The organism is Comamonas testosteroni (assembly GCF_014076415.1).
GTDB classification, from domain to species: domain Bacteria; phylum Pseudomonadota; class Gammaproteobacteria; order Burkholderiales; family Burkholderiaceae_C; genus Comamonas; species Comamonas testosteroni_F.
This window is the reverse complement of record NZ_CP043568.1, coordinates 3,068,450-3,083,113: the sequence shown is the minus strand read 5'-3', so window position 1 is coordinate 3,083,113 and position 14,664 is coordinate 3,068,450. Positions and strand designations below refer to the sequence as shown.

The following is a 14,664-nucleotide window of genomic DNA, read 5'->3' as shown; positions in this document are numbered from 1 at the left end:
AATAAGATACATATTTTATGCTGAAATCACCTATTTCAATGAGAGATGCACTATTCAATCTGCGGAAAAATGGTGAGAAAGTGATTGAAATTGAAAGTGCCTTGGATCCGCATTTGGGGATTGCAGAGCATTACCGAAGAAGATTCGCAACATCACCAGCTGTTCAGCGTAGTGGTGAGGAGCCAATCGTTATTTATAAGCCGGCAGGGTTTAATTTTCCTGTTTTAATGGGGATGTTTGGCTCTCGTAGAAGAAATGAATATCTGCTTGGAGCTCAACCCGAGCAGGGAGTGCATCACTTAGCCAAATGCTTCTCATCTCCTATTCAGCCCATTTGGATTTCAAATGCACCTTGTCATGAACATCGGGCAGAAAAAAATCTCAATGCGCTACCTATTTTGACTACAACATCAAAGGATGCTGGCCCCTATTTGACATCAGGCGTGGTATGCGCGGGTAGTCCAGAAATGGGTTTTTACAATGTGTCTATTCATCGAATGCGTTTAGTGGATAGTCGGCACTTAACAATATGGATGCTTCCGGGGCGAGATCTTGAAACCCTATACCACCAAGCTGTTTCCGAAGGGCGTCCTCTACCTGTATCAATAAATATTGGAGTCCCTCCTGCCTTATATATTACATCCTCACTTAGTAAACCATTCGTCAAGCCAGGCTCGGGAGAGTTGGAAGCGGCTGGTGCAATATTGCAGCAGCCACTTGCAATAACACGATGCATTACATCTGAAACTTTTTGCATCGCGGAAAGTGAAATCGTTATAGAGGGTTTCATTAGAGGTGAGATGGCAGAGGAGTTCTCAGATCCATTATGCCGTTATGGCATGCCCGAGTTTCTGGGATACATGGGGAAAGCCCAAGCAGCGTTGCCTTTAATTGAGGTCTCAGGTGTGTTTCATCGCTCAGATGCTATCTATCAAACGCTTCTTGGTCCTGGCAAAGAACAAGCTGAAATGCTTGCCTTGCAGACCGAAGCAGGGGTACTAAAAAATCTTAAGCAGCTCTTTAAGGGGGACATTGAGATCCTTGATGTTCACTACTTGGCGCCAGGTGGTGGTCAATTAATGGTTGCATTGAGAGTACGAAAAATATACGAATGCGAAAAATTATTGGCGAGTATTCGCGACAGTGTTATTGCTTGTCATGCCTTGACTAAGGTAGTTATTATGGTTGATGAAGACACTGATATTCATTCTCCTGAAGACTTGCTATGGGCATTCGCTACGAGATTTCAGCCCAGTCGCGACCTACATATTCAGGGGCGATCAAAAGGCTTCCCGCTTGACCCATCTCAGAGTATGGGCTACCTCGATCCCCATGCACCAATAACTGATAAATATCTAATAGATTTAACGGTGCCAATACAAATGCGCTCTGCATTTATGCGTGTTTAGATAAATAATTTTGTCTGGATTTAAAGGGAATTAATATGAAACTAAATGAAGATTTGTCACTTCATTTTGTTATTATTGCAGGATCTGAAAGATCTGATGGTAATACAGATCAAATTACTCACTACACCAGCGACTTTTTAGCGGATCAACACTGTTCAATAGACATAATTTATCTGAGGGACTACCACATAAAGCCATGTGGAGCTTGCGGCGAATGCAATATTCGCACGCAGCCTTGCGAGATTGCTGATGACATGCCATCAATTATTAAACGCATACAACAGGCAGATGCTGTTATATATGCTGCCCCAGTTCATGGATATGGTTTGGCTCATCCGATGCAGATTTTTATAGAGCGTGCAGGTGTTGGTTACTTACGTTTCGAGCGACCACTGGCAAACAAGGTCGCTGGTGCTGTCGTTATGGGGCGGCGTTATGCACATGAGGCTGTTTACCACCAGCTAATAAATAATATTCTACTCAATCGAATGATCCTTGTAGGAAGCGGCTATCCTACTGTCATACATGGTGGGGCACCCGGATCAGGGATGCGGGATGTAGAAGGTCTAGCGTCACTAAACGCTCATATTTTGCGCATGATCGGAATGGCGCGACTACTGAAAAACACTCCGCAACAGTTACTTCAGACTTACCTCCACGCAGAGACTGTAAACGAGCGTGCTGCTTAAGCTGAGTTGGAATTATTTCTTTATATGGAGGTTGAAATGCAAAGAAAGTTGAATGAAATTCGTAATTCCATAGATGCCATAGACGATCAGGTCGTACCATTGCTCGCAAAACGCATTGGTTTAGCTCTAGAAGCTTCGCGCTATAAGCATACGGTAGCCGAGGTTCGCGGTTGTAATCGGGTAAAGATCGTTCTGGATTCTGTAGCAGAGCGGGCCCGCAAAGTTGACGGGAATGTTGACGCCATTGTTGATATATATGCTTTTATTATTCAGAAACTAACGGAGATGCAGCTTCAAGAGAAAGGAATGATTCAAAAATGATTAGCCAATTCTGCTACTCAGGAGATTTGATTAAGGAGCACAATGAACTTCATTCAATGATTCTATTCATTAGCGGTATGTCAATTAATGCCGTCGTGAATTCAAGCATAAAGAAAAATATAGATGAGGCTCGCAGATTGCTTTTGGAGTTTGGCTCTGAAAGTAAGATTGAGTCGATTCAGAAGTGGCGAATGGCATACCGTAAGCTTCACACTGATCCGACAAAATTTCGTATGGCAGCTGAGTCGATTCTTCGAAGATTACGCACTAGGGGAGATTTCACGGAGGACCTGCATCCATTAGTTGCACTCTGCAATTCATTCTCGGCGCGATATGCAATACCTGTGGCGGCACTAGATGCATCACGTATTGAAGGAAGATTACGCGTGTGTTTGGCATCCGGGAAAAGTCAATATTCAGGCTTTGATGGTTCATGTGCAATAGTGCCTGCTGGTGAGGTGACATTTGAGGATGACGCTGGACGCGCACATGCAAGGAGATGGTCGCACAAGCAAAGCAGTTATTCAGCGATAAGCACAGATACAAAGGAAGTAATTATTGTTGCAGAGGCACTGCATTGCAATGCAAAAAATGATCTTTTGAAGATTTTAGACGAACTAAATCGCGATCTTCTTATGCATTGGTCCAATGTGAAAACAGTTGGGAACATTCTTTCGGGAAAGGATCTTGCAAGGGGGATCTTTTATCCTTTTGCACTGCATGTCCACCCCACTTAAAGGAGAGTCTAATGACTCAGACGAATCGCTTCATTTTTATAGAATCTCAAATTCCTCACGCTTGGTACAACATTGTAGCGGTAAGGGAGGCTCAACGCTATAAGCGGGAGGGATATGCTAAATCCGGGTATGAGCACTTTGAGATGAGTGCTTATCAAGGCCGTGCTGCAGGCAATTTTACGGATCAATCATATATTGATATCGATCTGGAGAGGTGGTTGTCAGAAATCCCTTTCATCGCAGGATAAATTTTTAATTTGATGGCGGCTGAATTTTATTCATTTATCCCAATGGAATTGACAACTATTGTTTTATATATAATTTCCGTTTCGGCGGTCACGCTTATTCCAGGGCCAACTATGCTGCTTGCCTTGAGTAATGGTGCTCAAGGTGGCATGAGGATTGCGCTATTTGGTATTGCAGGGGCAGCATTATCCGATTTGTTATTGATTGGTGCTGTGGCTTTGGGCTTGGGCGGGGTTTTGTTGGCATCCGAAAAAATATTCTTAATTGTTAAATGGGGAGGCGCAATATACTTAATGTACTTGGCTTGGAGATTGTGGAGGTCTTCAGCTCACTTCATTCAAGTTCACACCTCAGCATCTACTCCTTTGGATGGGAAAACAGCTTTTAAACGCTCGTTATTTGTGGCTTTATCCAATCCCAAAGGGTTATTGTTTTTTTCTGCATTTTTACCTCAATTCATTGATACTAGAAATCATATATCGACTCAATATTTGACTTTGGCAGTGGTAACTGCTTTAATTGATATCGTCTTAATGAGTGTTTATGCGGCAAGTGGATACCACTCAATGAAATATTTATCTAATCAAGGGATTACATTGCTGAATCGTATCTGTGCTTGTACGCTCGGCGGAATTGGTATAGCGCTTAGCTTCTATCGTCGCAGTGAGCTTCACTGAGAAAATTAATAATGAATATTGTTGTTTGTTTGATTTTGAATAAATGAGATATGTCAATAAAGCAAAAGAAATTGATCATCGGCGTAAGCGGTGCCACGGGAATAAACTATGCTTTGTGTGTATTGCAGGCATTACGCGAAGTGTCGATAGAAACACATTTGGTCGTGACCAAGCCTGCCGATATGACGATCATATGCGAAAGCGCTGTAGAACCACATGCTCTGCGAAAGTTGGCAAGTTTCGTCTATCCGATTAATGACATCGGTGCTTCTATAGCTTCTGGTTCTTTTAAGACTGATGGCATGCTGGTAATTCCATGCTCAATGCGCTCGCTGGCTGAGATTGCTACTGGCGTCACGACTAACTTGTTGACTAGGGCTGCTGACGTTTGCCTTAAAGAGCGACGTAGAGTTGTGCTGGCAGTCAGGGAGACGCCGCTACATGCAGGCCATTTGAAGAACATGCTAGCAGCAACAGAAATGGGTGCAGTTATCGCGCCGCCAGTACCCGCTTTTTATACAAAGCCAACATCGATTGACGAAATCGTGAACCACACCGTTGGCAGACTTTTAGATCTGTTTGATATAGAGACGGATCTTGTGAAGCGCTGGATTGGTCGTCCTCGCTCCCATCAATGAGATATCGTGTATTGCCATCGAGAGGCGTTGTTGCATAAACCGCCGCTTGCGGTGGGCTTGCGAGATGAGTGAGTTGCTTCGTTTCAAGTCCCGCTACCGAACCACGAACTGGAAGAGCTACAACACTGCACTCAAAGCTCGCGGCTCACTGACTGTCTTGCTCGACAAGGACATGTAGTGGTTTGCCGCTACTAGCGGCAAACGCGAGCGCAGCCCGAAGTTCTCCGATGCGGCCATCCAGTTTTGCCTGACCATCAAGAATTTGTTCTGTCTGGCGCTGCGTCAGGCGATGGGCTTTGTTGAATCCCTTTTGAATTTGTCGGGGCTGGATTGGCCTGTACCCAACTTCAGCACCGTCTGCCGTAGTCAGCGCAGTTTGCAAGTCCATGTGCGGTATCGTTCTAGCCAGGTAGGGCTGCATTTGCTCGTTGATTCCACGGGCATCAAGTTCCTGGGCGAAGGCGAATGGAAGTGTAAGAAACACGGCTCTGAGCGCCGGCGCCAATGGCGCAAGCTACATAGTCCGCCCTGAACAATCCGTAAGCCGTTGATGTTGCTTGCAGTTGTTCGCAGGGATGAGTGCACGATTTGCAAGGTATGGTGCTGCCAGAGCCTGTTTTCTTGCAAATTCCTTCGATGAGTCCGAAGCCTTCGCAGCCGCAAACGGCCGAGCTGTTCTGTCCACGCCTGGACGAGCAGATCAACATGAAGCACCCGCTGGTCAAGCTGCGCTGATCGATTGGGCCGAGATCGAGCGCACGTTTGCGGTGTCTTTCACTTCCGGCCGTGGCCGCCTAGGCGCCGCGTCTGGTGGCTGGGCTGCTGTACCTGCAGCACACCGTCGATGCCTCGGATGAAGCGGTGGTCAACACCTGGCTGGAGAACCCGTACTGGCAGTTCATCTGTGACGAGACCTACCTGCAGACCGAACTGCCCATCGACCCGTCCAGCCTGACACGATGGAGGAAGCGCATCGGTGAGGAAGGCGTGGAAACCTTGCTCATGGCCAGCATCGAGGCTGCTCGGCGCGGCGGCCTTGTGAAGGCGTCCAGCGTGGGTCGAGTCATCGTCGATACCACCGTCATGCCCAAGGCCATCGCTCATCCCACCGACAGCCGCTTGCTGGACAAGAGCCGCCAGCACCTAGTCAAGGCAGCCGAAGACAACGGACTGCGGCTGCGTCAGAACTACAACCGTGTGGCCCCTCATGCCAAGCAGTTCAAGCGCATGCGCCGCGCAGTGCGCACGCTGCGCACCCGCGTGGGCCGTGTGCATCGAGAGGTGGCCCGCCAGTTGCACGTGCTGCCCGAAGCGGCCAGGGCCAAGGTGCAGGATCTGCTGCAACGCACCGGCCGCATCCTGACCCAGCGCACCAAGGACAAGAACAAGCTGTACGCGCTGCATGCATCCGAGGTGGAGTGCATCAGCAAGGGAAAAGCCAGGACACCGTAAGAGTTCGGCGTGAAGATCAGCATCGCCACCACGCTCAAGGAAGGTCTGGTGGTGGGCATGCGCTCCATGCCGGGCAACCCCTACGACGGCCACACGCTGGCTCAGACATTGGAGCAGGTGGCATCCTCACTGGCACAGACAGGCCACCGACCACGGCCATCGTGGACAAGGGTTACAAGGGGGTGAAGCTCGAAGGGGTACGCATCTTGATGTCAGGCCAAAAGTGTGGGATCACCCGGACGCTCAAGGCCATGATCAAGCGACGCGAGCCGGCCATCGGGCACATGAAGATGGATGGGCGCGTCGCTCGCAACCCGCTCAAGGGCGCGCTGGGCAATGCGCTGCATGCAGTGACGTGCGGCGCTGGGCACAACCTACGCCTGATCCTGGCCGCGCTGCGGCTTTATTGCGCCCGATTCGGGCTGTCTGTGCAGGCGATCATCGCCGTGTTGATCGCTGCTCCTGCCGAGAACCGACCTGCCTGCGGTTGAGAACGGATTTGTTCAGGGCGGACTGATTACCGTCGCTTCGCTTTGGCAAGGTGCTCTCCACTATGGTCAGTGGCTTGATCGCAGCCATGGCGGATCAAGTTCCCAAGGGCATCTGTCAGCGCCAAGATCTTGGTGGTCAAACCACCTCGACTGCGACCTATGGCCTGGCCCGCAGACCCCCTTTTGTACCCTGACCATGCCGGTGCACTCGCACAATCATTGAGAGTCGATTGTTGGAGCCACTGCGTCCTCGGTCGCCAACCTTCCCCAAACACAATGGACTCATACGAGCCCATTGTTCATCTGTCAAAACGTATCGCATCAACGCGATGATTGTCACGTAGCCACGGAGATAAAGGATCAAATCTCAACAGATCCTAGGTATTAACGCGAACCGTTCAGATCCATCTCCGAGTATTTGACGATCTTGGTGCCCTTGACCCATTTGTAGCCAAACCAGATGGCCAGGAACAGCGGCAGGCCGATATAGGTGGCGATGGCGCCGACCCAGTCAATCTGGTCCTTGATCAGATTCTCGTAGTTCTGGCCCAGGGTGATGATCAGGCACAGCACAAAGGCGAAGATGGGGCCGAAGGGGAAGGCTGCTGCCTTGTAGGGCAGCTGGTTCATATCGTAGTTCTGCACTTCGCAGCCCTTGCGGAAACGGTAGTGGCTGATGGCGATGCCCAGCCAGGCGACAAAGCCGCACATGCCGGACAGATTCAGCAGCCAGATATAGACGACTTCAGGGCTGAAAATATTGGTCAGAAAGCACAGGGCGGCGATCACGGTGGTGGCGATCAATGCCAGCACGGGCACGCCACGCGTATTGACCTGGGCAAACAGCTTGGGCGCCATGCCTTGCTTGGCCAGCGCATACAGCATGCGGGTGGAGGCATACATGCCGGAGTTGCCGGCCGACAGCACCGAGGTCAGCACCACGGCATTCATCACGGCGGCAGCGCCCAGCAGGCCGGCACGCTCGAACACCAGCGTGAAGGGGCTGACGGCGATATCGCCCAGATCGTTGCGCAGCAGCTTGGGGTCGGTATAGGGAATCAGCAGGCCGATGATGAGAATGGCGAAGACGTAGAACAGCAAAATGCGCCAGAACACCTTGCGCACGGCCTTGGGCACGTTCTTGGCAGGATCTTCGGATTCGCCGGCGGCGATACCGATCAGCTCCGTGCCCTGGAAGGAAAAGCCCACCACCATGGCCACGCCGATCAAGGCCGCAAAGCCGCCTGCAAACGGTGCATCGCCCGTGCTCAGGTTCGCAATATTGCCCCAGATTCCGTCAGGTGCGCCGCCTTGCAAAATACCGAAGATCATCAGCACGCCGATGGCGATGAAGACCAGCACTGTGGTGACCTTGATGGCGGCAAACCAGAATTCGGATTCGCCAAAGCCCTTGGCAGACAGTGCGTTCAGGCCGAACATCAGGGCCAGAAACAATGCACTCCACAGCACGCCGTTGGTGCCGGGGAACCAGTAGGCCATCACCAGTTGCGCCGCAACCAGGTCCACGGCAATGGTCACGGCCCAGTTGTACCAGTAGTTCCAGCCCAGGGCGAAGCCAAAGCCTTCATCCACGTACTTGGCGCCATAGGTGGCAAAAGAGCCGGAGACGGGCATGTGCGCGGCCATCTCGCCCAGACTGGTCATCAGGAAATAAACCATCAGGCCCACGATCATGTAGGCCAGCAATGCGCCGCCGGGGCCTGCTTGCGAGATGGTTGCGCCAGAGGCGACAAAAAGACCGGTGCCGATGGAGCCGCCGATGGCGATCATCGACATATGTCGGGCCTTGAGGGAACGGTGCAAGCCACCGTTGTCAGTTTTTGCTTGGCTATCGCTCATGAGAGATATTGGTTTTTTTTGCGGATCATGAAGCCTTGGTGGTCCTGCTGGTGAAAGCCTTGGCCTCATGCCCTTTTGTTGCGCCCTGATGTCGGGAGTCCCCGGATATCAACGCGGTCGGCGTGAACGGCGATGACATGCATCGTGCTCAGTGGCTTCCGATAGGGTGCAGATTGTGAGCGATTTGCGCAGGAGCCGTACAGTGTGAGCTGCAGATTAGGGGTGCCATGGGTTGAATCGATATCTAAGTGTTTGATATTTCAGAATTAATGACTGGATAGGAAATTCTGAAAAATATCCTTATATCTTCGTCAAATCGTCGGCGGGAGTGGCTTCATCCTCAGTCTGCATTCGGTTGGGCTTTGTCGATTTGATTGTTTTATTTTTCATTTCGTCAAAAATAAATATCGAAATGTCAATGTTGGATGTCGATAGTTTCTGTCTTGAGATGAAAAGAGCCGCCAGCCAATAGTTATCAAGGAAAGGCAGCTTCTTTTTTGATAGTGAACGGCGTGAGGTCAGGCCGTCTGCCTTGAATCAGCTGAGCAGCAAGGCGTCGTCTGCGAGCTTCTCGCCACGTACCTTCTCGAACATATGCAGCAGGGTGGGCATGTCCATGTTCGCATGCTCTTCGCCGCTGAAGTCCAGCACCACCTGGCCCTGGTGACGCATCACGGGCCGGGCTGGACCCACAGATGCAGACCAATGCCCGGCAGGCGCTGCGTGTGCCTGACAAGGGCTCGGCCATTCTGCTGCACAGCGAATCGGGGTCGGGCAAGGAGGCCTTTGCCAAGGCCACCCACGAGGCCTGCGTACGTCGGGCCCAGCCCGTCGTGACGGTGAACTGCGCGGCGATTCCCGAGACTCTGATCGAGAGCGAGCTCTTCGGCTATCGCGAAGGCGCCTTCACCGGCGCCTGTGCCAAGGGCGCGGGCGGCAAGATCGCTCAGACCCATGGCGGAGACTTGTTCCTCGGCGAGATCTACGGCATGCATGCAGACCTTGCAGACGCGGCTGCCGCGCGTGTTGGCCGAGCGTGAAGTCACCCCGCTGGGCTCGGAGCAGCCCATCTCCGTCGATGTGCAACTGATCTGCGCCACGCAACGCGACCTGCGGGAGATGGTGGCCCAGGTAGAGTTCCGGCTCGATCTGTACTACCGTCTCCACAGCGTGACGCTGGAGCTGCCGGCGCTGCGCGACCGCGCAGACAAGTGCGCACTGATCGAGTGCCTGTTGAGGGGAGCGGTCTGCCGCTCTAGGGCCGTGCCGTGGCCATCAACGAAGCCGCGTGCCGGGTGCTGCTGCGCCACGACTGGCAGGGCAATATCCGTGCGCTCAAGAACGTGCTGCGCACGGCCATGGCGCTGATCGGCGACGAGGCCATTGATCCCGAACATCTGCCGGCCCAAGTCGACGGCGGCCTGCCGCCTGTGCTGCCGCCAGAGCGCACGCTGTCGCTGGACGGCATGCAAGAGGTCATGGTGGCGCAGGTGCAAGACGAGCGCCCGGCTTAGCGGCAGGCGCTGAAGACGCATCACTGCAATGTGTGACCGAGGCCGCGCGAAGCCTGGGGCTGAGCCGGGCCAGGGTGTATCGGCACATGCAGCAAATGGGAGATCGTCAGCCCCGACCGTCTGGGGATTGTGCAAGCTCTACCATCGGTGCCTGCTCTGGCTGCCAGGCTTGTACTTAGACCAATCGGACTAAGGTTTACAGCCGGTAGGTAAAGCCAACCATCGCTGATAGCCTGCGCCTGTCAATGATCCATGGAGGGTGGATACATGGCCTTTACTCATAAAGGAGCAGGCATGAAGGGGGTGGCAGGAGTGGTTTCATTCGCGGAGATCGATCGCAGCGTGGACAGGCGCCGGGTCTTGCACCTGGGGCTGCTGGGACTGGTATCCACGGGTGCTGGCGGACTGTTGGCCGCCTGCGGCGGCGGTGATGGCATGGAGCCGAAAGCGGCCACGCCAAGGTTGTCGTCCATGCTCAACTTCCGAGACGTGGCTGGCGCGGACGACGCATCGGTCTACCGCAACGCTGCAGGGCAGCCACTGAAGCGCGGCGTGTTCTACCGCTCCAATGCGGTATTGCCCAACACGGCCGATGCAGTGACGCTGGGCAACCTGGGCATTGGTACGGTCTACGATTTGCGCACCACGAACGAGGCGGCCAAGGACGCGGACCGGCTGCCGCCGGGGATCCGCTATGTGTATATGAACATCTTCGGCACGGCCGACCCGGTGTTCTCGCCCTTTCATACGCCCAAGGAGACCGAGGCCGCGATGGAGGAGATGGGCCGCGTGATGGTGCGCGACGCCGGCATGCGCGCTCGCATGGGGCAACTGCTCAGGACCATGGCGTCTACCGCCGATGCGCAACTGTTTCACTGCACGGCCGGCAAGGACCGTACGGGTTGGGTGGCGGCACTGCTGCACACCATTGCCGGCGTACCGCGCGAAACCATCCTGAAGGACTACCTGCTCACCAATACTTACACCGAGGCCTGGATGAACGCCACCTATCAGCAGATGCTGGCGCGCAACGGCAAGGATGCAGCCGATCTCTACTGGCCCCTGCTGGGTGTGCAGCGCAGCTACCTGGAGGCGGAGTTCGACGAGGCGGAGCGCGGCTTCGGCTCGATGGGCTGCTACCTGAGCGAAGGGCTGGGTCTGGGCACGGACTAGCTCGCGCAGCTGCGCGCCAAGCTGCTGGGTTGAGGTGGATGCTATCTTTAGAGGAGCTATTTTAGAGGAGCTATCAGCGATTGAAATATATGGATTTCAGATATGAAAATATCTCATGTATACAGCTTTAAAGCGCTGGCGGCTATCAAAAAGAAAGTCCGCCAAGGGCGGACTTTTTGTAGGGATCAGGCCGGGTTTCAGCTCAGCAGCAGTGCATCGTCGGCCAGCTTCTCGCCACGTACCTTCTCGAACATATGCAGCAGGTCGGGTACATCCATTTTGGAGCGCTCTTCGCCGCTGACGTCCAGCACCACATTGCCTTGGTGAAGCATGACGGTACGTGTGCCCACATCCAGCGCCTGGCGCATGCTGTGTGTCACCATCATGGTGGTCAGATTGGCTTCCTGCACGATACGTGCCGTCAGCTGCAGCACAAAGTCTGCGGTGCGCGGGTCCAGGGCGGCCGTGTGTTCGTCCAGCAGCAGAATGCGCGAAGGCTGCAGCGCCGCCATCAGCAGGCTCACGGCCTGGCGCTGCCCGCCCGAGAGCAGGCCGATGCGATCGGTCAGGCGATTTTCCAGACCCAGGCCCAGCGTGGCCAGGCGGTCGCGGTACAGCTCGCGATTGCTGGCCTTCACTGCCTTGGACAGGCCGCGGAGGTTGCCTCGCTCGTGCGCCAGCGCCATGTTTTCTTCGATGGAAAGGTCTTCACAGGTGCCGGCCATGGGGTCCTGAAACACGCGGGCCACCTGCTTGGAGCGGGACCATACAGGCATGCGCGTCATGTCGATGCCGGCAATTTCGATCTTGCCCTTGTCCACGCTCTGGTCGCCCGAGACGCAGTTCAGAAATGTGGACTTGCCTGCGCCGTTGGAGCCGATGACGGTCACGAACTGACCGTCGGGGATGGACAGCGACAGGCCGCGCAGGGCGCGGGTTTCGATCGGCGTGCCGGGATTGAAGGTGAGTTCGAGGTTTTGTGCGTTCAGCATGGTGTTCTCCGCCGTCCTTCTTCTTACTTGCGCTTGCTCAGCTTTTTCTTGATTTGCGGAATCACCAGTGCGATGGTCACCAGGACTGCCGTCACCAGATTCAAGTCCTGTGCCTTCAGGCCGATGGCATCGATATTGAGGGCCGCTGCGATGAAGAAGCGGTAGACCACGGCACCAAGCACCACGGCCAGCGTGGCCCAGATGATCTTGCGCGAGGGCAGGATGGTCTCGCCCACGATCACGGCCGCCAGACCGATGACGATGGTGCCGATGCCCATGGAGATGTCGGAGCCGCCCTGGGTCTGTACGAACAGCGCTCCGGCCAGACCGACCAGGCCATTGGAAATTGCCATGCCCAGCAGAATCATGGCGCCGGTATTGACGCCCTGAGCGCGGGCCATGCGCGCGTTGGAGCCCGTGGAGCGGATGGCCAGACCGCGTTCGGTGGCAAAGAACCAGTCCAGAGCCAGCTTGGCCACGATGACAAAGCCCAGCATGATGAGGGGGCGCATTACATAGTCGTCAATGTTCGCCGGCTGCAGCATGGTGAACAGTGTTGGCTCGTTGATCAGCGGCACATTGGGGCCGCCCATGATGCGCAGATTGACCGAGTACAGGCCGATCATCATCAGGATGGAGGCCAGCAGGTCCATGATCTTGAGCTTGACGTTGAGCCAGCCTGTGATGAAGCCGGCTACGGCTCCGGCTGCCGTGCCGGCCAGCGTGGCCAGCCAGGGATTGGTGCCCGTGGAAATCAGAATGGCGCAGACCGCACCACCGAGGGGGAAGCTGCCGTCGACCGTCAGATCGGGAAAACGCAGCAAGCGAAAGGAGATGAAGACGCCCAGCGCCACCAGGCTGAAGATCAGGCCAATTTCAATGGCACCGAGAATGGAAAATAGGGACATAGAGAGAGCGACAGGCGCGGCAAACGTCTAAAAAAATCGGCAGGGCCATGTTGCCACGGCACCTGCCGCTGCGCTGGCACCGCCTGAGAGCGACAGTGCTGGCGACAGGGAGTGGATTACTTGACCACGGTAGCGGCGGACTTGATCAGCGCGTCGGACAGCTTCACACCTTGCTTTTCAGCCGCACCGGGATTCACGAACAGCTCCATCTTGGTAGAGACTTCGGGCTTGATGTCACCGGGCTTTTCGCCCTTGAGAATGCGCACCACCATGCGGCCTGTCTGTTCGCCCAGATCGCGGTAGTTGATGCCGTAGGCGGCCACGGCGCCGCGCTTGACGGAGTCGGTGTCAGACGCCACCAGAGGAATCTTGGCGTCCTGGCCCACCTTGACCAGCGATTCGTAGGCCGACACCACGTTGTTGTCGGTGTTGGTGTAGATCACGTCCACCTTGCCTACCAGCGAGCGTGCGGCGCTGGAGACGTCCACTGAACGGGGCGCCGCAGCCGTCACCAGAGTCCAGCCCATCTTGGGCAGCAGGGCCTGCAGTTCCTTCACGACCACGGCGGAGTTGGCTTCACCGGGGTTGTAGACCATGCCGATGCGCTTGGCATTGGGCACGACCTGCTTGACCAGATCCATCTGCTTGTCCAGGGCCAGCAGGTCGGAAACGCCGGTCACATTGTTCTTGGAGGGTTCCCAGCTGGCGACCAGCTTGGCAGCAACGGGGTCAGTCACGGCAGAGAACACGACGGGCACGGTCTTGGTCGACGCGATCACGGCCTGCGCGGAAGGGGTGGCAATGGCGACGATGGCATCGGGCTTGTCACCCACGAACTTGCGCGCGATCTGGGCAGCCGTACCGGTATTGCCCTGTGCGCTTTGGTATTGCCACTTCAGGGACTTGCCTTCTTCGTAGCCGGCTGCCTTCAGGGCATCCTTGACGCCGTCGCGCACCGCATCCAGGGCGGGGTGTTCAACAATGGCGGTCACGGCCACGGACTTGGTATCGGCGGCATAGGCACCCGACATGGCGGAAATTGCCAGGGCCAGTGCGCCCATGCGGGCCAAGGACAGCTGCTTCATGTGTATCTCCAGCGTTTGTTGTGTGTTGCAGGTGAATTAAGACGGCAGTGCGTGATGCGCGTCGCCTCGCGGCAAAGTCTACTGCACCGATCCAGCTGTCTTCGTGATTGAGATAACCTTGTTTATCCCTATACGATGATCGCGAAAAAATGGCATGAAAGCTGCGCAAAGCGCTATTTGACTGAAGTTGGTGTGTGTGGATGTAAGGTAATGGCGCGCAATATTGCGTTGAGCGTGGCCTGATTTCGGTTTTGTATCGCATTTTTCCTGCGCCTGATGCGATATGGGCAGGCATATTGATGCAATTGCCTGTTTTTTGAGCATTGCTCTTTCCGAGCTGGCAAGCGATCTTCATTGAGTGATTCGCGGCGATTGCGGTGGCATGCGTTTTTTCCGTGATGCTGCAAATTTGTGGGCATTTGGCTGCCTGCGTTGCTAAAAACATTCAGCCCATAAAAAAGCCTGCGCAGCA

Annotated in this window: 15 protein-coding genes and 4 pseudogenes; 13 read left to right on the top strand and 6 right to left on the bottom strand. The window is 54.6% G+C overall.

From position 1 onward, the window contains the following. Positions 1-17 precede the first annotated feature (17 nt). The 9 genes and pseudogenes from F0P97_RS14015 to F0P97_RS13975 all read left to right on the top strand — a co-directional run bounded on the left by F0P97_RS14015 (position 18) and on the right by F0P97_RS13975 (position 6,660). Positions 18-1,409, top strand: a complete 1,392-nt coding sequence (locus F0P97_RS14015; RefSeq protein WP_182282877.1) for a UbiD family decarboxylase — start codon at positions 18-20, stop codon at positions 1,407-1,409. Between the two features lie 35 nt (positions 1,410-1,444). Continuing rightward, on the top strand, positions 1,445-2,098 hold the full coding sequence (locus F0P97_RS14010; protein WP_182282876.1) for a flavodoxin family protein: 654 nt from the start codon (positions 1,445-1,447) through the stop codon (positions 2,096-2,098). Positions 2,099-2,134: 36 nt separating this feature from the next. Next, positions 2,135-2,419: a chorismate mutase gene (locus tag F0P97_RS14005; RefSeq protein WP_182282875.1), complete on the top strand. Its 285-nt coding sequence runs from the start codon at positions 2,135-2,137 to the stop codon at positions 2,417-2,419. Continuing rightward, the gene (locus F0P97_RS14000) at positions 2,416-3,156 is read left to right on the top strand and encodes a B3/4 domain-containing protein (protein ID WP_182282874.1); all 741 of its coding nucleotides are present in this window, start codon (positions 2,416-2,418) and stop codon (positions 3,154-3,156) included. The genes F0P97_RS14005 and F0P97_RS14000 overlap by 4 nt, the downstream gene beginning before the upstream one ends. Positions 3,157-3,167: 11 nt before the next feature. Next, entirely contained in the window at positions 3,168-3,404 is a 237-nt protein-coding gene (locus F0P97_RS13995) for a hypothetical protein (RefSeq protein ID WP_182282873.1), read from the top strand. 12 nt (positions 3,405-3,416) lie between these two features. Continuing rightward, positions 3,417-4,079 carry a LysE family translocator gene (locus F0P97_RS13990; RefSeq protein ID WP_232537930.1) on the top strand — a complete coding sequence of 221 codons (663 nt, stop codon included), beginning with the start codon at positions 3,417-3,419 and terminating at the stop codon, positions 4,077-4,079. Between the two features lie 50 nt (positions 4,080-4,129). After that, positions 4,130-4,717 carry a UbiX family flavin prenyltransferase gene (locus F0P97_RS13985; protein WP_182282872.1) on the top strand — a complete coding sequence of 196 codons (588 nt, stop codon included), beginning with the start codon at positions 4,130-4,132 and terminating at the stop codon, positions 4,715-4,717. A 64-nt stretch (positions 4,718-4,781) separates the two neighbouring features. Continuing rightward, positions 4,782-5,237: pseudogene (locus tag F0P97_RS13980) on the top strand (IS5 family transposase); the annotation flags it as partial. A 116-nt stretch (positions 5,238-5,353) separates the two neighbouring features. Then, a pseudogene (locus F0P97_RS13975) lies at positions 5,354-6,660 on the top strand (IS5 family transposase). Between the two features lie 89 nt (positions 6,661-6,749). On the opposite strand, the pseudogene F0P97_RS28060 reads toward F0P97_RS13975, so the two are convergent. The 3 genes and pseudogenes from F0P97_RS28060 to F0P97_RS27595 form a co-directional block, all read right to left on the bottom strand. After that, positions 6,750-6,991 (bottom strand): annotated as a pseudogene (locus tag F0P97_RS28060) (hypothetical protein); the annotation flags it as partial. Positions 6,992-7,044: 53 nt separating this feature from the next. Next, entirely contained in the window at positions 7,045-8,520 is a 1,476-nt protein-coding gene (locus F0P97_RS13965; protein ID WP_182282871.1) for an amino acid permease, read from the bottom strand. 537 nt (positions 8,521-9,057) lie between these two features. Next, positions 9,058-9,201, bottom strand: a pseudogene (locus F0P97_RS27595) (ABC transporter ATP-binding protein); the annotation flags it as partial. Positions 9,202-9,215: 14 nt separating this feature from the next. Between F0P97_RS27595 and F0P97_RS27590 the strand changes: the two are divergent. The 4 genes from F0P97_RS27590 to F0P97_RS13955 all read left to right on the top strand — a co-directional run bounded on the left by F0P97_RS27590 (position 9,216) and on the right by F0P97_RS13955 (position 11,207). Beyond that, on the top strand, positions 9,216-9,560 hold the full coding sequence (locus F0P97_RS27590; protein WP_232537929.1) for a sigma 54-interacting transcriptional regulator: 345 nt from the start codon (positions 9,216-9,218) through the stop codon (positions 9,558-9,560). Further along, positions 9,475-9,888 (top strand): sigma 54-interacting transcriptional regulator, encoded by a 414-nt coding sequence (locus F0P97_RS27585; protein WP_332839858.1) that lies wholly within the window; start codon positions 9,475-9,477, stop codon positions 9,886-9,888. The genes F0P97_RS27590 and F0P97_RS27585 overlap by 86 nt, the downstream gene beginning before the upstream one ends. Beyond that, positions 9,789-10,034, top strand: a complete 246-nt coding sequence (locus F0P97_RS27580; protein WP_232538288.1) for a hypothetical protein — start codon at positions 9,789-9,791, stop codon at positions 10,032-10,034. Before F0P97_RS27585 ends, F0P97_RS27580 begins: the two co-directional genes overlap by 100 nt. Positions 10,035-10,301: 267 nt before the next feature. Further along, the gene (locus tag F0P97_RS13955; RefSeq protein WP_182282870.1) at positions 10,302-11,207 is read left to right on the top strand and encodes a tyrosine-protein phosphatase; all 906 of its coding nucleotides are present in this window, start codon (positions 10,302-10,304) and stop codon (positions 11,205-11,207) included. Positions 11,208-11,404: 197 nt separating this feature from the next. Here the strand turns inward: F0P97_RS13955 and F0P97_RS13950 are convergent, their stop codons facing one another. The 3 genes from F0P97_RS13950 to F0P97_RS13940 all read right to left on the bottom strand — a co-directional run bounded on the left by F0P97_RS13950 (position 11,405) and on the right by F0P97_RS13940 (position 14,192). Then, positions 11,405-12,199 carry an ABC transporter ATP-binding protein gene (locus tag F0P97_RS13950; protein WP_003064901.1) on the bottom strand — a complete coding sequence of 265 codons (795 nt, stop codon included), beginning with the start codon at positions 12,197-12,199 and terminating at the stop codon, positions 11,405-11,407. 23 nt (positions 12,200-12,222) lie between these two features. After that, positions 12,223-13,107, bottom strand: coding sequence for an ABC transporter permease (locus F0P97_RS13945; RefSeq protein WP_003054767.1), 885 nt, complete (start codon positions 13,105-13,107; stop codon positions 12,223-12,225). A gap of 116 nt (positions 13,108-13,223) precedes the next feature. Next, positions 13,224-14,192 (bottom strand): ABC transporter substrate-binding protein, encoded by a 969-nt coding sequence (locus tag F0P97_RS13940; RefSeq protein ID WP_039050780.1) that lies wholly within the window; start codon positions 14,190-14,192, stop codon positions 13,224-13,226. Positions 14,193-14,664 lie beyond the last annotated feature (472 nt).